The 17874-nt window shown below is 37.4% G+C and carries 12 protein-coding genes, 6 tRNA genes and 2 rRNA genes (1 of these 20 only partly in view); all 20 read left to right on the top strand.

The features are described 5' to 3' along the window. Positions 1 to 2068, top strand: a 23S ribosomal RNA gene (locus NAMH_RS00800); it begins 842 nt to the left of the window's first position. Between the two features lie 50 nt (positions 2069 to 2118). Continuing rightward, positions 2119 to 2234: ribosomal RNA gene (gene rrf / locus NAMH_RS00805) — 5S ribosomal RNA — on the top strand. Positions 2235 to 2762: 528 nt separating this feature from the next. After that, the gene (locus NAMH_RS00810) at positions 2763 to 3584 is read left to right on the top strand and encodes a hypothetical protein (protein WP_012663903.1); all 822 of its coding nucleotides are present in this window, start codon (positions 2763 to 2765) and stop codon (positions 3582 to 3584) included. Continuing rightward, a complete protein-coding gene (locus NAMH_RS00815; RefSeq protein ID WP_015902742.1) occupies positions 3581 to 4003 on the top strand; it encodes a hypothetical protein in 423 nt (140 codons plus the stop codon). Before NAMH_RS00810 ends, NAMH_RS00815 begins: the two co-directional genes overlap by 4 nt. An 82-nt stretch (positions 4004 to 4085) precedes the next feature. Continuing rightward, a tRNA-Thr gene (locus NAMH_RS00820) sits at positions 4086 to 4162 on the top strand. Positions 4163 to 4190: 28 nt separating this feature from the next. Beyond that, positions 4191 to 4276, top strand: a tRNA-Tyr gene (locus NAMH_RS00825). Positions 4277 to 4280: 4 nt separating this feature from the next. Further along, a tRNA-Gly gene (locus NAMH_RS00830) sits at positions 4281 to 4357 on the top strand. 105 nt (positions 4358 to 4462) lie between these two features. Further along, positions 4463 to 4537 (top strand) — tRNA-Thr (locus NAMH_RS00835). Positions 4538 to 4601: 64 nt separating this feature from the next. After that, the gene (gene tuf, locus NAMH_RS00840) at positions 4602 to 5801 is read left to right on the top strand and encodes an elongation factor Tu (protein ID WP_015902389.1); all 1200 of its coding nucleotides are present in this window, start codon (positions 4602 to 4604) and stop codon (positions 5799 to 5801) included. A 30-nt stretch (positions 5802 to 5831) separates the two neighbouring features. Further along, positions 5832 to 5984 carry a 50S ribosomal protein L33 gene (gene rpmG / locus NAMH_RS00845; RefSeq protein ID WP_012663752.1) on the top strand — a complete coding sequence of 51 codons (153 nt, stop codon included), beginning with the start codon at positions 5832 to 5834 and terminating at the stop codon, positions 5982 to 5984. Positions 5985 to 6034: 50 nt separating this feature from the next. Then, positions 6035 to 6111: transfer RNA gene (locus NAMH_RS00850), tRNA-Gly, on the top strand. A 5-nt stretch (positions 6112 to 6116) separates the two neighbouring features. Further along, positions 6117 to 6192: transfer RNA gene (locus tag NAMH_RS00855), tRNA-Trp, on the top strand. Positions 6193 to 6217: 25 nt separating this feature from the next. Then, positions 6218 to 6406, top strand: coding sequence for a preprotein translocase subunit SecE (secE, locus tag NAMH_RS00860; protein ID WP_012663443.1), 189 nt, complete (start codon positions 6218 to 6220; stop codon positions 6404 to 6406). Between the two features lie 8 nt (positions 6407 to 6414). Further along, entirely contained in the window at positions 6415 to 6939 is a 525-nt protein-coding gene (gene nusG / locus NAMH_RS00865) for a transcription termination/antitermination protein NusG (protein ID WP_015902332.1), read from the top strand. Positions 6940 to 6949: 10 nt separating this feature from the next. Next, on the top strand, positions 6950 to 7375 hold the full coding sequence (gene rplK / locus NAMH_RS00870) for a 50S ribosomal protein L11 (protein WP_015901971.1): 426 nt from the start codon (positions 6950 to 6952) through the stop codon (positions 7373 to 7375). 41 nt (positions 7376 to 7416) lie between these two features. Next, a complete protein-coding gene (gene rplA, locus NAMH_RS00875; RefSeq protein ID WP_015901808.1) occupies positions 7417 to 8118 on the top strand; it encodes a 50S ribosomal protein L1 in 702 nt (233 codons plus the stop codon). A gap of 87 nt (positions 8119 to 8205) precedes the next feature. Continuing rightward, positions 8206 to 8685: a 50S ribosomal protein L10 gene (gene rplJ / locus NAMH_RS00880; RefSeq protein WP_015902538.1), complete on the top strand. Its 480-nt coding sequence runs from the start codon at positions 8206 to 8208 to the stop codon at positions 8683 to 8685. Between the two features lie 27 nt (positions 8686 to 8712). Continuing rightward, on the top strand, positions 8713 to 9087 hold the full coding sequence (gene rplL / locus NAMH_RS00885; RefSeq protein WP_012663939.1) for a 50S ribosomal protein L7/L12: 375 nt from the start codon (positions 8713 to 8715) through the stop codon (positions 9085 to 9087). Between the two features lie 75 nt (positions 9088 to 9162). Then, positions 9163 to 13302, top strand: a complete 4140-nt coding sequence (gene rpoB, locus NAMH_RS00890; protein WP_015902370.1) for a DNA-directed RNA polymerase subunit beta — start codon at positions 9163 to 9165, stop codon at positions 13300 to 13302. Continuing rightward, on the top strand, positions 13289 to 17791 hold the full coding sequence (gene rpoC / locus NAMH_RS00895; RefSeq protein ID WP_012663676.1) for a DNA-directed RNA polymerase subunit beta': 4503 nt from the start codon (positions 13289 to 13291) through the stop codon (positions 17789 to 17791). The genes rpoB and rpoC overlap by 14 nt, the downstream gene beginning before the upstream one ends. Positions 17792 to 17874: the final 83 nt, after the last annotated feature.

The following is a 17874-nucleotide window of genomic DNA, read 5'->3' on the forward strand; positions in this document are numbered from 1 at the left end:
CGTCAAGAGGTAGCCATAGGGGGTAGAGCACTGATAGGGCTAGGGCGGCCCACAGCTGTACCAAACCCTGTCAAACTCCGAATACCTATGGTGTAATCTTGGCAGTGAGGCGTAGGGTGATAAAATCCTATGTCGAGAGGGGAACAACCCAGACTACCGACTAAGGCCCCCAAGTGATAGCTAAGTGGAAAAGGAGGTTTTCCTGCTTAGACAACCAGGAGGTTGGCTTAGAAGCAGCCATCCTTTAAAGAAAGCGTAACAGCTCACTGGTCGAGCGGGGGAGCGCCGAAAATATAACGGGGCTAAAGCTATCCGCCGAAGTCGTAGACTCTAGTTGGACTAGAGTGGTAGGAGAGCGTTGATGTCAGCGTCGAAGCTGTACCGGTGAGGAGCAGTGGAGCGGCATCAAGTGAGCATGCAGGCATGAGTAGCGATAAGATGGGTGAGAATCCCATCCGCCGAAAGCCTAAGGTTTCCTACACGATGCTCGTCAGTGTAGGGTTAGTCGGGACCTAAGACGAGGCCGAAAGGCGTAGTCGATGGAAAAACGGTTAATATTCCGTTACCTACTAATAGCGAGCCGAAGGGGGGACGCATAGGGCTAACCGAGGTCACTGATGGAATAGTGGCTCGAAGGGTGTAGGCTGTGAGGTAGGCAAATCCGCCTCACGCTAGGCCGAGACCTGACAGGCCCCCAAAGCTCTTCGGAGCGGAGGGGGAATCGGTGATGCCGTCGTGCCGAGAAAAGCCTCTAAGGCGTTTGAGCTATTAGTAGCCCGTACCGCAAACCGACACAGGTAGGCGGGATGAGTATTCTAAGGCGCGTGGAAGAACCCTCCCTAAGGAACTCGGCAAACTGGCACCGTAACTTCGGGATAAGGTGTGCCCCGAGTAGGTGAAGCCCCCTGCGGGTGGAGCCGAAAGGGGTCGCAGCGCAGCGCTCTTGCCGACTGTTTACCAAAAACACAGCACTCTGCTAACTCGCAAGAGGAAGTATAGGGTGTGACGCCTGCCCGGTGCCGGAAGGTTAAGGGGATCCGTTAGCCCTTTTGGGCGAAGCGGTGAACCGAAGCCCCGGTAAACGGCGGCCGTAACTATAACGGTCCTAAGGTAGCGAAATTCCTTGTCGGTTAAATACCGACCTGCATGAATGGCGTAACGAGTGAGGGGCTGTCTCAGGGAGGGATCCAGTGAAATTGTAGTGGAGGTGAAAATTCCTCCTACCCGCGGCAAGACGGAAAGACCCCGTGGACCTTTACTACAGCTTGGCATTGTAGGTGGGATATCCATGTGCAGGATAGGTGGGAGGCTATGAAGCCCGGGCGCCAGCTCGGGTGGAGCCGTCCTTGAGATACCACCCTTGGATATCCTGCCTACTAACCCGCAGCAGTAATCCTGCTGGGGGACAGTGCCTGGCGGGTAGTTTGACTGGGGCGGTCGCCTCCTAAAGAGTAACGGAGGCTCACAAAGGTTGGCTCATGACGGTTGGAAATCGTCAGCAGAGTGTAAAGGCACAAGCCAGCCTGACTGCGAGACAAACAGGTCGAGCAGAGACGAAAGTCGGTCTTAGTGATCCGGTGGTTCTGAGTGGAAGGGCCATCGCTCAAAGGATAAAAGGTACCCCGGGGATAACAGGCTGATCTCCCCCGAGAGCTCACATCGACGGGGAGGTTTGGCACCTCGATGTCGGCTCATCGCATCCTGGGGCTGGAGCAGGTCCCAAGGGTATGGCTGTTCGCCATTTAAAGCGGTACGCGAGCTGGGTTCAGAACGTCGTGAGACAGTTCGGTCCCTATCTGCCGTGGGCGTAGGAAGGTTGAGGAGAGCTGACCCTAGTACGAGAGGACCGGGTTGGACGAGCCACTGGTGTACCAGTTGTCCTGCCAAGGGCAGTGCTGGGTAGCCAAGCTCGGAAGGGATAACCGCTGAAAGCATCTAAGCGGGAAGCCCACTCCAAGATGAGCCTTCCCATGAGGGTGCAGGAAGACTACCTGCTTGATAGGCTGGGGGTGTAAGCCCTGCGAGGGGTTGAGCTGACCAGTACTAATAACCCGAATGGCTTTACTTGCGGTGATGGACAAGACTTTTAACAGCTAACTTTCAGTATATAGTATCAATCCTAGCGGGAAAAGCGTAGGGGAAACACCCAGTTCCATTCCGAACCTGGCAGTTAAGCCCTACAGCGCTGATGATACTGCACCTTTCAGGTGTGGGAAAGTAGGTCCCTGCTAGGATTTATAGTATATACTGTAAGTCCTAAAGCTACTGATCATCTTCTCAATAATTTCTTTTAAACTACAACTGTCAGGGTCTGGCACTGTCCGTTAATTGTCTCTATTTCTCATCTTTTTATAAATTTATTTTATTTTTTTTACATCTATTTTTTATTTACTTACTTTTTAATTATTTGCTTTTATTACTCTTATTTATTTGTTTTTATTTTTTAATTTTAAATTTAATACTATATATTTTTTACTTCGTAAGTTTACTTATTTTCTCATCTAATTGCCTTAATACCTCTTTTTAATTATGTTGCTTTATACTAATATATAATTATTTTTAAATTAATTCTTCAATACGTGTTTTTTTATTTAAATAATATATATCTGACATTTAGTTTTTAACATTATTATTATTTTTATTACATATATTTGACACTTTAAATTTTATTTATTTTTAGAGATAACTCATTCTAATATTAATCTTATACATTTAAAATTTTTTTGCTATTATAATGAATAAAAATGGGATAAGGGTGGGGGATGACGTTAGATGAGTTTATGGAGACATATTTCGGTGAAATTGAAAAAATTAATAATTTTCATTTTAATTATTTAATTACCAATAAGTTTACATTTCCAAAACATAATTATATAGAGTTAAAAAGATTTATTGATACTGCGACAAACTTTCTATCTGATATTGATGATACATTGTTAAAAGGTTTGACTTCCAAATTATACAATGATGTACACTCTTTGTATACATATTGTAAGATGTTTAAAAAAAAGACTGAATATGATGAATATGTGTTTTTTAATGACTATTTGATGGAAGTTGATAAATATAAGGAATTAAAAAGCAAATACGAACTCTTAAAAACCGAAATAGAAAATTATAATAAAACTATTCTTGATGTTGAGATTAAATTAAAAAGATTTAAAGAAGTACCAAAAAATGAAAAAGAGTTGACGGAATATAAAAAATTAAAAAAGCAACATGTCGATTCAATTTATTATATTTCTAAAATTAAAGATGAATATGCTCAAATAAGAAAAAGTATGATTGATCTTGAAAATTATGAAAGAAAACAATTTATTCCAAAATTTAATAAGTTAAGAGAGATTAATTTGAAAAAGCTTGAAAAAATAATTAATGTAAAACTATATTATTATGAAAAATTGTTATGGTTGAAAGCATCTGAATCATACGAAATTAGGAAATTTTTTGAAGCATCTAATATTGATGGAGGATTCAGTACTAAAACATTTATAAATTATTATTTGAAAAATATAGACGAAACAAAGAGCTCTAATGGTGATTGGTATAGTTATTTAAAAAAAGTGTTAAAGGTAATAGAATGAATTTATTTACAGAATATACACAAGAAGAAACGGAATATTTATTATCATTAACTAACAACAAATATATAGATATTAAAAAAGAAGTTAAATTTTTAGAGGATATAGATGATTATATCATAGACAAAGATATTAAAAAAATTGAAATTAAACAATTAAATAAAAAAAGTGTTATCGATAAATATGAAATGATTTATATTGTTGAAGGAGAGGTTGTAGCATTAAAAGAGAATAAAATTCTAAAAAAAATTAAAAAAGATGAAATTTTTGGGATTACAAATTTAATAAATAATGAAAACATATATTTAGTTACAGTTCAAGACTCAAAAATATGTTTTATGGAATTTAAAAGTAAAAAGAATATTTTTTTTAAATTAATGCAACAGATAATGAAAAAATGTTGTTTAGAAAAAATTATGTAATTTTTTTATAAAAAAGAAAAAAACTCTTGACATGTAAGTTCATTTTGCATATAATTTCAGTCCACAAAGACAAGTTGGAGTTGCCGGCGTAGCTCAGTTGGCTAGAGCAGCTGATTTGTAATCAGCAGGTCGGGGGTTCGAGTCCCTTCGCCGGCTCCATCTATATCAGCGTTTGACCAGTTAAACTGGTGGGGTTCCCGAGTGGCCAAAGGGGACGGGCTGTAAACCCGTTGGCGTTCGCCTTCGAAGGTTCGAATCCTTCCCCCACCACCATTGAGCGGGCGTAGCTCAGTTGGCTAGAGCGTCAGCCTTCCAAGCTGAGGGTCGCGAGTTCGAGTCTCGTCGCCCGCTCCAGTCATGACAAACTGGGAGCTGAGCAAACTGCTTATAATTGTTGTCTGCTCATATACTCCCGTAATTACTAATGTTTTTTTATAAAACATTGCTAGCAGTGTTTTTGCCCATATAGCTCAGTGGCAGAGCACTTCCTTGGTAAGGAAGAGGTCGCCGGTTCAATCCCGGCTATGGGCTCCAGCAAGGCCTTGTTGGAGTTCATATTTATAGAGCTAATTTTAAAAATTTTAAATGGAGGAATAAAATGGCAAAAGAAAAATTCCAAAGAACCAAACCACACGTAAATATTGGTACAATTGGACACGTTGACCACGGTAAAACTACTTTAACAGCAGCTATTACAGGTGTTCTTGCACAAAAAGGTCTTTCTGAAATGAAAGATTACGATAACATCGACAACGCACCTGAAGAAAAAGAAAGAGGTATTACTATTAATACATCTCACGTTGAATATGAAACTGAAAACAGACACTATGCACACGTTGACTGTCCAGGACACGCAGACTACGTTAAAAACATGATTACTGGTGCTGCTCAGATGGACGGAGCTATCTTAGTTGTTGCAGCTACTGATGGTCCTATGCCTCAAACAAGAGAGCACATCCTTCTATCAAGACAGGTAGGTGTTCCTGCAATCGTTGTTTTCCTAAACAAAATGGATATGGTTGATGACGAAGAACTACTTGAACTTGTTGAAATGGAAGTTAGAGAACTTCTTAGCGAATATGAATTTGACGGTGATAACGCTCCTGTAGTAGCAGGTTCAGCGCTTAAAGCACTTGAAGAAGTTAAAGCTGGACAACTTGGTGAATGGAGTGAAAAAATCCTTGAACTAATGGCAGCAGTTGACGAATACATTCCAACTCCAGAGAGAGATACTGAAAAAGATTTCCTAATGCCAATCGAAGACGTATTCTCAATTTCTGGTAGGGGTACAGTTGTAACAGGTAGAATTGAAAGAGGTACTCTTCACCTAAATGATGATGTTGATATCGTTGGATTCAAACCTACTGTTACTACAAAAGTTACTGGTATCGAAATGTTCAGAAAAGAAATGGACGAAGCACAAGCTGGTGATAACGTTGGGGTACTTCTAAGAGGTATCAAAAAAGATGAAGTTGAAAGAGGACAAGTTCTTGCAAAACCTGGAAGTATTACACCTCATACAAAATTTGAAGCAGAAGTTTACGCATTAACTAAAGAAGAAGGTGGTAGACATAAACCATTCTTCAACGGGTACAGACCACAATTCTACATCAGAACAACTGACGTAACTGGAAGCGTAATTCTTCCAGAAGGTGTAGAAATGGTTATGCCTGGTGATAACGTAAAATTAACTGTTGAATTAATCGCTCCAATTGCACTTGAAGAAGGTACAAGATTCGCTATCAGAGAAGGTGGTAGAACTGTAGGTGCTGGAGTTGTAACTAAAATTATCGAATAAGGGTTTCCCCCTTATTTTTAAAGGATAAAGATGAGAGAAATTATTCATCTAAAATGCCAAGAGTGTGGAAGATTTAATTACCACACTACGAAAGAAAAAAGAGCACATCCTGAAAAGTTTGAGGTTAGAAAATATTGTAAATGGTGTAATAAACACACTGTTCACAAAGAATCTAAACTTTAATTTTCGGGCTTTTGCCCTTTCATTTAGACTTGCTAGGCAGGTCTAAATGAGCGGGCGTAGCTCAGTTGGCTAGAGCGTCAGCCTTCCAAGCTGAGGGTCGCGAGTTCGAGTCTCGTCGCCCGCTCCACGTGTAGGGCAGTAGCTCCAATGGTAGAGCGGCGGTCTCCAAAACCGCTTGTTGGGGGTTCGAGTCCCTCCTGCCCTGCCATCAACCAATTTTTGGAAGAGGTAACATGGGAAAAATAAAAACATTTATTGATTATGTTAAAGCAGCTAAAAGCGAGTTAGACAAAGTTATTTTTCCAACAACAACTGAAATTAAACAATCATTTATTTCAGTAGTAGTTGTAGTAACTGTAGTGACACTATTTTTAAGTTTAGTTGATTTAATAATGAGTGGTATTTTAAAAGCTGTATTATAAGGAAACATATGAACTGGTATGCATTACAAGTATATTCTGGAAGTGAGCTTAGTGTTAAAAAAGCTATAGAAAATTTAAAAAATGAATTAAATCTTCATGATGTAATAGGTGAAGTGATTGTACCTACCGAAGAAGTTATTGAAGTTAAAAATGGTAAAAAGAAAATTTTTGAAAGAAGTATTTATCCAGGATATGTTTTCTTAGAAGCTGATTTAGATACTGAACTTTGGCATAAAATCCAATCTCTTCCAAAAGTTGGTAGATTCATTGGTGAATCTAAAAAACCAACTCCTCTTAAAAAAGAAGACATCGAGCTTATACTCGAAAAAGCAAAAACAAAAACAGCACCTAAACCAAAAGTTTCTTTTGAAGAAGGTGAAATTGTTAGAATTAATGAAGGTCCGTTTGCAAACTTCACAGGAGAAGTTGAAGATTTCGATTATGAAAAAGGAATGCTAAAACTAAATGTTACAATTTTTGGTAGAAGCACTCCGGTAGAAATTCATTACACAAAAGTAGAAAAAATAGTATAAAGGATAAGGGATGGCAAAAAAAGTAGTAGAAGTATTAAAACTTCAAATCCCAGCAGGTAAAGCAAATCCATCACCTCCAGTTGGTCCGGCATTAGGACAAAGAGGTATTAACATTATGGAATTCTGTAAAGCTTTCAACGAAAAAACTAAAGATATGATGGGCTTTACAATTCCTGTTGAAATTACTGTATTTAGTGACAGAAGTTTTACATTTATCACTAAACAACCACCTGCAACTGATTTATTAAAAAAAGCAGCTGGTATTCAAAAAGGTAGTTCAAATCCACTTAAAGATAAAGTTGGAAAAATTACAAAAGCTCAATTAAAAGAAGTAGCTGAAAAAAAATTACCAGACTTAAACACTGACGATATTGAGCAAGCAATGAAAATCCTTGCTGGTAGTGCAAGAAGTATGGGAATTGAAATAGTAGACTAATACCACTGGCGTGGAAGCAAAAAATTTGCGTAGGAGAGAAAATGGCAAAGAAACATTCAAAAAGATATCAAGAGCTTCTTAAAAAAATTGACAAAGATGTATATAATTTAAAAGAAGCTGCTGAGAAAGTAAAAGAACTTAAATCTGCTAAATTTGACGAAACTGTTGAATTAGCGCTTAAACTTGGTGTAGATCCAAGACATGCGGATCAAATGATTAGAGGTAGTGTAGTTCTTCCTCACGGAACTGGTAAAACTGTAAAAGTTGCAGTATTGGCTAAAGGTGCTAAAGCTGACGAAGCTAAAGAAGCTGGTGCAGATATTGTTGGTGAAGAAGAAGTACTTGAAATGATTCAAAACGGAAATCTTGATTTTGATATTTTAATTGCAACACCAGACATGATGGGTAAACTTGGTAGATTTGGTAAAATTCTTGGACCAAAAGGACTTATGCCAAACCCTAAAACTGGCACAGTAACAATGGACGTTGCACAGGCAGTTAAAAACGCAAAAGCTGGTCAGGTAAACTTCAGAGTTGACAAAAAAGGTAATATGCACGTAGGTATCGGAAAAGCAAGTTTCGATGCTGAAAAAATTTATGAAAATGCTGTCGCATTTATCGAAAAAATAAATAAAATGAAACCTGCAAGTGCTAAAGGTAGATATATTCAAAACGCGGCTCTAAGTTTAACAATGAGCCCAAGTGTTAAACTTGACGTTAACGAATTAACAGAATACAAATAAAAAAGGCTTTGGCCTAAGTCTAAATGACTTAGAAAGCAGGTGGGATTGGCCCTTAATTTCCTGCCGAGTCTAAGTGAAAGGAGCTTTATGAAAAAAGAATTAAAAAAACAAATCGTTGAAGAGCTCTCAAAAGAATTTACCAATGAAGTGTGCGTATTTTACGCAGACTTCAAAGGTCAGACAGTAAAAGATTTAGAGGCTCTAAGAAAAGCTGTTAGAGAAGCTGAAGGTAAAGCAAGAATTATTAAAAATACTCTTGCAAGAATCGCTTTTGCTAACAATGGTATTGAAGCAGAGTTTGAAGAAAACAATATTTTTATCTGGGGTGAAGACCAAATCACTCTTGCAAAAATTATTACAAAACATGCAGCTGCAAACAAAGACACGTTTAAAATTAAAGGTGCGGTAATCGAAGGTGAAGTTAAAGACGCTGCTTATGTTGATGAAGTAAGTAAACTTCCAACAAAAGACGAATTACTTGGAATGGTTGCATTTATGATGAAAGCTCCTGTTGCAAAATTTGCATGGGCTTTAAATAAATTAATCGAAAAAAAAGAATCTGAATAAAATTAAATAAAAATAGGAGGAGTTACTATGGCTTGTACATTTGAACAAATTTTAGAAACTATTGAAAACTTAACAGTTAAAGAATTAAACGAATTAGTAAAACTATTCGAAGAGAAATTTGATGTAAGCGCACAACCTACAGTTGTAGCAGGTGCTGCTGGTGGAGCTGCTGGTGGAGCTGGTGAAGAAAAAACTGAATTCGATGTAATTCTTAAAGATGCTGGTGCTAAAAAAATTAACGTAATTAAAGTTGTAAGACAAATTACTGGTGCTGGACTAAAAGAAGCTAAAGAAATCGTTGATGGTGCACCTTCAACAATCAAAGAAGCTGTAAGCAAAGAAGAAGCTGAAGAAATTAAAAAACAACTTGAAGAAGCGGGAGCGACTGTAGAAGTTAAATAATTTCTCCCCTTGCTTTTTTTTGTATATTTTGATATATATACAAATCTCTACTAAATATTCTGCGCAGGAGAGCCTATGTTAAACCAATTAAAATCAGCCAATAGATTAAGATTAGATTTTTCTAAAATCCCACAAATATTGGATATTCCGAATTTACTACATTTACAACAAAACTCTTTCCAAGATTTTATAAATCTAAAAGAGCCTGAAAAAAGTGGTATTCATAAAGTTTTTAAATCTATGTTTCCAATTACAGATGCCCAAAATAGAATTACTCTTGAGTATGCCGGTATTGAATTTAAAAAACCAAAGTATACTGTTAGAGAATGTATGGAAAAAGGTCTTACATATTCTATACCTATTAGAATTAAAATCAGACTAATCGTACACGAAAGAGATGAAAAAACAGGTGAAAAAATAGGTATTAAAGATATTAAAGAGCAAACTCTTTATATTAGAGATATTCCTTTAATGACGGAAAGAACCAGTTTTATTATAAATGGAGTAGAAAGAGTTATTGTTAACCAACTACATAGAAGTCCAGGTGTTATTTTCAAACAAGAAGAAGCACAAAATTCTAATAAATTATTATATTCTGCTCAAATAATTCCTGATAGGGGAAGTTGGGTATATTTTGAATATGATGTAAAAGATGTGTTGTACGTAAGAGTTAACAAAAGAAGAAAAGTACCTGTTACTATACTTCTTAGAGCTATGGATTATTCTAAAGAAGATATTCTGAGAATGTTTTATCCTATTGTTGATATTAAGATTCAAGATAACAAATTTTTAATGTCTACAAAAGCTCTTCAAAGCGGTAAACTTGATTACGACCTTAAAGATCCTGATGGTAATATAATTTTAGCTGCAGGCAAGAGACTGAGTGACAGAAAACTTAAAAAAATTCAAGAAGAGCTTGAATATGTCGAATATCCTATTGAAGTATTACTTGACAGACATTTAGCTGAACCTATATATGATCCGGTAACTGGTGAAGTTTTATTTGATACATTAACAGTGCTTAATGAAGTTAAACTTAAAAAAATTATTGAATCACAAATAGAAGATTTTAAAATTGTAAACGACTTGGCTGAAGGTGTTGATGACTCAATTCTTAGAGCTTTCCATCAAGATATTGAAACACTAAAAATATTAAGACAGGTTGAAGGTATTGAAAACGAAAATGATTTAGCAAGAATCAGAATTTATAAAGTTATGAGACCGGGTGAACCTGCAACACCTCAAACAGCAAAAGAACTGTTTGAAAAATTATTCTTTGATCCGGAAAGATACGACTTAACGAAAGTAGGTCGTATGAAAATGAACCACAAATTAGGTCTTAATGTTCCTGATGATGTAACAGTTTTAACATATCAAGATATTATCAAAACTATCCAATATTTAATCGGAGTTAAAAACGGTGTAGGTCAGATTGATGATAGAGACCACCTTGGTAACAGAAGAATTAGAAGTATCGGTGAGCTTCTTGCGAACAGGCTTCAAGACGGTCTTGCAAAAATGCAAAAAACTATCAGAGATAAAATGACTACAGTTACAAATGTAAATGACCTACTTCCGATGGATCTTGTAAATACTAAACTTGTAACAACAACGATACTTGATTTCTTTGCAACAGGTCAGCTTTCACAGTTTATGGATCAGACTAACCCATTAAGTGAAGTTGCACATAAAAGAAGACTTTCTGCGCTTGGTGAAGGTGGGGTTACAAGAGAGAGAGCTGGATTTGAAATCAGGGACGTTCATCCAAGTCATTACGGAAGAATCTGTCCTATTGAAACTCCTGAGGGTCAAAACATCGGTCTTGTTAACACGCTATCAACTTATGCAAAAGTTAACGAATTCGGATTTATCGAAGCTCCGTACAGAGTTGTAAAAGACGGTCGTGTAACAGATGAGGTGGTATATTTAACAGCTACTCAGGAAGAAGAAAAAACAATCGCACCTGCATCTGTTAAAATTGATGAAGAAACAGGTGAAATTCTTGATGATTTAATTGAAGCAAGAAAAGACGGTGAAATTATCCTTGTTGATAAAAAAGAAGTTGATCTTTATGACCTTAATCCTAAAATGATTGTAGGGGTTGGAGCATCACTTATTCCATTCCTTGAGCATGACGACGCCAACAGGGCGCTTATGGGATCGAACATGCAAAGACAGGGTGTTCCTCTACTTAGAAGCGAAGCACCTATGGTTGGTACAGGTATGGAAAAATACGTAGCACGTGATGCATGGCAGATTGTTAAAGCCAAAAGAGGCGGAAAAGTAATTAAAGTAGATGCTAAAAATATTTATATTTTAGGTGAAGACGAAAACGGTGCGTATATTGACCATTACGGACTTGAAAAATACCTTAGAACAAACCAAAACACATGTTTTGACCAAAGACCTATCGTAAAAGAAGGTGATGTGGTTAAAGCCGGTGACGTAATTGCCGACGGTCCAAATATGGATAACGGTGAACTTGGTGTCGGTAAAAACGTTATGGTTGCGTTTATGCCGTGGAACGGATATAACTTCGAGGATGCTATTGTTCTAAGCGAAAGAATTATTAAAGACGATGTTTATACATCGGTTCATATTTATGAAGAAGTTTGTGAAGTAAGAGAGCTTAAACACGGACTTGAAGAAATTACGGCTGATATTCCTGGAGTAAAACCTGAATATTTAACTCACCTTGATGAGAGCGGTATTATTAAAATCGGAACATACGTAAAACCTGGAATGATTTTGGTTGGTAAAATTTCACCAAAAGGTGATGTAAAACCGACACCTGAGGAAAGATTACTTAAGTCGATCTTCGGTGATAAATCAGGGCATGTTGTAAACAGTTCTCTTTATGCACCTGCAAGTATGGAAGGTGTGGTGATTGATGTTAAAGTTTACACTAAAAAAGGTTATGAGCTTGATGAAAGAGCAAAAGCAGCGTATGATGAAGAAAAAGCTAAAATTGAAGAAATTTATAAAAATCAGTTAAGTATTATTGATAAAGAAGAAGTTTTAGCTCTTGCAAACCTTCTTTCAAGTAAACCGTTAATTAAAGATGTAGAGCTTAACGGTAAAACATATAAAGCAGGAGAAAAACTGCCAAAAGAGGAACTTGTAAATATTAATAAATTCTTACTTTTAAGTTTGGTGGAATATTTTGATGATGCGACTGTTCAGGAATTTGAAAATATTAAAGCTAAATATCTGAATGAAAAAGATAACATTAGAAAAGAATATGACGAAAAACTTGAGGTACTTGAAAGAGACGACATTCTGCCAAACGGCGTTGCGAAAATGGTTAAAGTTTATATCGCTAACAAAAGAAAGATCAAAGTCGGTGATAAAATGGCAGGTCGTCACGGAAACAAAGGTATCGTAAGTATTATCGTACCGCAAGAAGATATGCCTTATATGGAAGACGGAAGAACTGTTGATGTTGTTCTAAATCCACTTGGGGTTCCTTCAAGGATGAACATCGGACAGATTCTTGAAGTTCACCTTGGACTTGTAGGTAAAAACCTTGGAAGACAAATCGAAGAGATTTTAAAAGAAAAACAAAACGATATGATGGATAAACTTAGAAATAAAATGAAAGAAATCGTTGAAGTTGCACATTTCGGTGAACATTATAAAGATTTTCTGGATTCACTTACAAACGAAGAGCTGCTTAAATACGCTCAAGACTGGGCTAAAGGTGTGAAATTTGCAACACCGGTATTTGAGGGTGTGAATGAAGAAGAATTTAAAAAACTGTTTGAACTTGCCGGAATTCCGGAAGACGGAAAAACTCAGCTTTATGACGGAAGAACGGGTGAGCCGATTAAAGAAAGAGTAAATGTAGGATATATGTATATGCTAAAACTGCATCACCTTGTTGATGACAAAGTTCACGCAAGAAGTATCGGACCATACAGCTTAATTACTCAGCAGCCTGTAGGTGGTAAAGCCTTGTTCGGTGGTCAGAGATTCGGGGAAATGGAAGTTTGGGCACTTGAAGCATACGGTGCGGCATACAACCTTAAAGAAATGCTTACAACCAAATCTGACGACGTTGAAGGTAGAAATAAAGCTTACAGAGCTCTTACAAGAGGAGAGAACGTTCCGATTGAAGGTCTTAGTGAAACATTCTTTGTATTATCTAAAGAGCTTAGAGCACTTGGACTTGATTTAGAGTTTTATAAAAAGGAAGAAGACAATGAAGAAATTTAAGTACGTAAAACTTGACTGGGATGAAGAGAACAGACCAAAAGACATAGATGCTGTTCAAGTTAAAATAGCATCTCCGGAAGAGATCCTTTCTTGGTCTTTTGGTGAAGTTAAAAAGCCTGAGACTATTAATTATAGAACTCTAAAACCTGAAAGAGACGGGCTTTTCTGTGCAAAAATTTTCGGACCTATAAATGATTATGAGTGTCTTTGCGGTAAATACAAAAAAATGCGCTACAAAGGTATCGTTTGTGAAAAATGTGGGGTTAAAGTTACTTCTTCTAAAGTTAGAAGAGAAAGATTCGGTCACATTGAACTTGTGACTCCCGTAGCGCATATCTGGTATGTTTCAAACCTTCCAAGTAGAATCGGAACGCTTCTTGATATTAAAATGAAAGATCTTGAAAGAGTACTTTATTATGAAGCATACGTTGTATATGAACCTGGTGACGCTCCCGTAAACAAAGGTGACGTATTAGTAGAAGACGAATATAGAAAACTTGTTGAGCTTTACGGTGATACAGGGTTCCATGCTGAAATGGGAGCTGAGATTATTAAAAGAATGCTTGAAGAACTTGATCTGGCTGAAATGTATCATACGTTAAAAGAAGAGCTTAAAAACACAAGAAGCGAAGCAAGAAAAAAAGACATTGTGAAAAAACTTAAAATTGTTGAAGGTTTCTTAAACTCCGACAACAGACCTGAGTGGATGATTATGTCAGTAATTCCGGTACTTCCGCCAGATCTTAGACCTCTTGTTGCACTTGACGGTGGTAAATTTGCTGTTGCTGATGTTAACGACCTTTACAGAAGGGTAATTCATAGAAACCAAAGACTTAAAAGACTAATCGAACTTGATGCGCCTGAGATTATTATCAGAAACGAAAAAAGAATGCTTCAAGAAGCGGTAGACGCACTTTTTGACAACGGAAGAAGAGGTAACACTATTAAAGGTGCAAACAAAAGACCTCTTAAATCACTAAGTGATGTTATTAAAGGTAAAACGGGAAGATTTAGACAAAACCTTCTTGGTAAAAGGGTTGACTACTCAGGAAGAAGTGTTATCGTGGTTGGACCGAACCTAAGAATGGATCAGTGCGGTCTTCCTAAAAAAATGGCGCTTGAACTATTCAAACCGCATCTAATCGGTAAACTTGAAGAAAAAGGTTACGCGACGACAATTAAACAGGCAAAAAGACATATTGAAGAAAAAACACCTGAAGTTTGGGAATGTCTACAAGAAGTTGTTGATCAGTATCCTGTACTTTTAAACAGGGCGCCGACACTTCATAAATTATCAATTCAGGCATTCCATCCGGTACTTATCGACGGAAATGCGATTCAATTGCATCCGCTTGTTTGTGCGGCATTCAACGCCGACTTCGACGGTGACCAGATGGCTGTTCACGTACCTTTAAGCCAGGAAGCAATTGCCGAAGCAAAAGTATTGATGTTAAGTTCTATGAATATTCTATTACCAGCTTCGGGTAAAGCTATTGCGGTTCCTTCACAGGATATGGTACTTGGTATTTATTATATTTCTCTTATGAAAGACGGAGTAAAAGGTGAACATAAACTGTTCGCTTCACCTGAAGAAGTACTTGCGGCATTTGACGAAGGTGCTGTGGATTTACATGCAAAAGTAAAAGTAAAAGTTAAAAACGAAGTTGTTGATACAACTCCTGGTAGAATGATTTTACATTCAATTGCACCTGATTTTGTACCGGTTGAGATGTACAATAAGATCATGAAGAAAAAAGATATCTCAAACCTTGTAGATTATGTATATAAATACGGTGGACTTAAAGTAACCGCGGAATTTTTGGATAACCTTAAAAACTTAGGTTTCAAATATGCGGCTAAAGTCGGGGTATCTATTTCTGCTGCTGATATCGTAGTTCCGGAAGAAAAACAGCAAATCGTAGAAGAAGCGCTTAAAAAAGTAAAAGAAGTTCAGGAACAGTATAAAAAAGGTCTACTTACAGATCAGGAAAGATATAATAAAATTATCGATATCTGGACAAAAGCTAACAACGATATCGCAGATAAACTGATGGAACTTATGAAAAAAGACAAAGACGGATTCAACTCTATTTATATGATGGCCGACTCAGGTGCGAGGGGTAGTGCGTCTCAGATTAAACAGCTTGCAGGTATGAGGGGTCTTATGGCGAAACCTAACGGTGAAATTATCGAGACACCGATTATCTCGAACTTTAAAGAAGGTCTAAACGTACTTGAGTTCTTCATCTCGACTCACGGTGCGAGAAAAGGTCTTGCGGATACGGCCCTTAAAACGGCAAGTGCGGGATACCTTACAAGAAAACTTGTTGACGTTTCACAAAACTTCAGAGTAATCATGCAGGATTGTGGAACTCATGAAGGTATTGAAGTTACTGATATTGCAGACGGTTCTACTCTTGTTGAAAGCCTTGAAGAGAGAATTTACGGAAGAGTTTTAGCGGATGACGTTTACGATCCGATTACTAACGAAGTGCTTTATACTGAAGGTACATTAATTACTGAAGAAGAAGCGAAAGAAATCGTTAGAAAAGGTGTTAAATCAGTAAAAATCAGAAGTGCGCTTACATGTAAAGCGCCTAAAGGTATCTGTGCTAAATGTTACGGAATGAGTCTGGCTGAAAGACGTCTTGTAAAAGTTGGTGAGGCTGTAGGTATCTTAGCGGCTCAATCAATCGGTGAACCTGGTACACAGTTGACACTAAGAACATTCCACACAGGTGGTATTGCGGGATCTACTCAGGAAGAGAGACAAATCGTAGCTGAAAAATATGGATACATCAGATACTATAACATTGAAACATATGAAAGAGACGGCAAAAAAATCGTTGCAAACAGAAGAAATGCTGCAGTACTTTTAGTAGAGCCGAAACTAAAAGCTCCGTGTGACGGAATTGTAAGAATTGAAACTCAGCACGAAGAAGTGCTTGTTGAAATCGAATGTGACGACGGAACAGTTAAAAGATATTCGTTAAGAAAAAATGACATCGTTAAGGGAACTGAACTTGCAGGTATTGCGGGTAAAACAGAAGGGAAACTTTATCTGCCGTATAAGAATGCGAGAGTTAGTAAAGATGACGCCATTGTTGAAGTTATTAAAGAAGCGTGGTATATCCCACAAAGGATCCCATACGGTGCCGAACTTAAAGTTGCAGATAATGAGCCGGTTCCTTTAAAAGTTGAAGCAAAAGCCAGCGGTATGGTTAAATACTATAAACTTACAGGGGATCATTTAGAGAGAATTTACGATATTAAAGCCGGAACTGAAATCGGGTTTGACAATGAATACAAAGGTCTGTTTGCCGTAATCGTTGATGAAAACGACAGAGAGGCTGATAGATACTATATCGTTAGAGGTTCTAAAATCCTTGTTGATGACAACGCTAAGATTAAAGCTGGTGATTTAATTGCCGAGCCTATTAAAGGTGAGAGCAAAGTAATTGCTGAGTGGGATCCGTTTGCTAACCCAATCCTGGCTGAAGCTGACGGTGTTGTTAAATTCGAAGACGTAATCGACGGATTTACAGTTACGACTCAGGTGGATGAGTTAACAGGTGAATCAAGAATTATCGTAAAAGAGTACTTACCAAAAGGTTATCAGCCAAGAATTTTACTTGCAAACAAAGAAAAAGTATTCGAATATGTGCTTGAGCCTAAAACGGTTATCCACGTGCAAGAAGGTGCTGAGGTTAAACAAGGGGATATCCTTGCAAAAACACCAAAAGCGGTTGCAAGAAGTGCCGACATTACAGGGGGTCTTCCAAGGGTTAATGAACTCTTTGAAGCAAGAAGACCGAAATCACCGGCAATTATCAGTGAAATTGACGGTTATGTGAAATTCGGAAAAACTGTTAGAGGTAAACAAAGACTGATAGTTGAGGGTGAAACAAGTGTAAAAGAATATCTTGTTCCTCAGGACAGACAAATCCTGGTACACGAAGGCGACTTTGTACATGCGGGTGAGAGACTGACTGACGGTATTATTTCAAGTTATGATATTCTTAACATCCTTGGAGAAAAAGCACTTCAGCAATATATTGTTGCGGAAGTTCAAAAAGTATACAGACTTCAAGGGGTTAACATTAACGATAAACATATCGAGCTTATCGTTAACCAGATGTTAAGACAGGTAAGAATCCTTGACAGCGGTGATACTAAATTCATTGAAGGTGACCTGGTAAGTAAAAAAATATTTAATGAAGAGAATGAAAGAATTAAAAAATTCGGCGGTGAACCTGCAATTGCAGAGCCAATGCTTGTAGGTATTACAAGAGCGGCAATCCAGAGTGACAGCTTTATTTCGGCTGCTTCATTCCAGGAAACAACAAGAGTTCTTACAGAAGCAAGTATTCAAGGTAAATTTGATTATCTTGAAGACTTTAAAGAAAACATCGTTCTTGGTAGGGTTGTACCAGTCGGTACGGGAATGTTCTATCATCATGATAGAGATCTTAAACTCGACCATCAATAATTTTCTTTTCCTCTTTTCCTTTATAAAAGTCAATAATCTACAAAATTTCTTTGAAAATTGCTTAAAATTTGATATTATTTCAC

This window comes from Nautilia profundicola AmH (genome assembly GCF_000021725.1).
In the GTDB taxonomy this organism is placed as follows: Bacteria; Campylobacterota; Campylobacteria; order Campylobacterales; family Nautiliaceae; genus Nautilia; species Nautilia profundicola.

Bases quoted from the DNA above. Each gene is read 5' to 3' on its own strand.
- NAMH_RS00815 (WP_015902742.1), top strand. From the start codon at position 3,581: ATGAATTTATTTACAGAATATACACAAGAAGAAACGGAATATTTATTA.
- rplJ (WP_015902538.1), top strand. From the start codon at position 8,206: ATGAAAAAAGAATTAAAAAAACAAATCGTTGAAGAGCTCTCAAAAGAA.
- NAMH_RS00810 (WP_012663903.1), top strand. From the start codon at position 2,763: ATGACGTTAGATGAGTTTATGGAGACATATTTCGGTGAAATTGAAAAA.
- rpmG (WP_012663752.1), top strand. From the start codon at position 5,832: ATGAGAGAAATTATTCATCTAAAATGCCAAGAGTGTGGAAGATTTAAT.
- secE (WP_012663443.1), top strand. From the start codon at position 6,218: ATGGGAAAAATAAAAACATTTATTGATTATGTTAAAGCAGCTAAAAGC.
- rpoB (WP_015902370.1), top strand. From the start codon at position 9,163: ATGTTAAACCAATTAAAATCAGCCAATAGATTAAGATTAGATTTTTCT.
- tuf (WP_015902389.1), top strand. From the start codon at position 4,602: ATGGCAAAAGAAAAATTCCAAAGAACCAAACCACACGTAAATATTGGT.
- rplA (WP_015901808.1), top strand. From the start codon at position 7,417: ATGGCAAAGAAACATTCAAAAAGATATCAAGAGCTTCTTAAAAAAATT.
- rplL (WP_012663939.1), top strand. From the start codon at position 8,713: ATGGCTTGTACATTTGAACAAATTTTAGAAACTATTGAAAACTTAACA.
- rplK (WP_015901971.1), top strand. From the start codon at position 6,950: ATGGCAAAAAAAGTAGTAGAAGTATTAAAACTTCAAATCCCAGCAGGT.
- rpoC (WP_012663676.1), top strand. From the start codon at position 13,289: ATGAAGAAATTTAAGTACGTAAAACTTGACTGGGATGAAGAGAACAGA.
- nusG (WP_015902332.1), top strand. From the start codon at position 6,415: ATGAACTGGTATGCATTACAAGTATATTCTGGAAGTGAGCTTAGTGTT.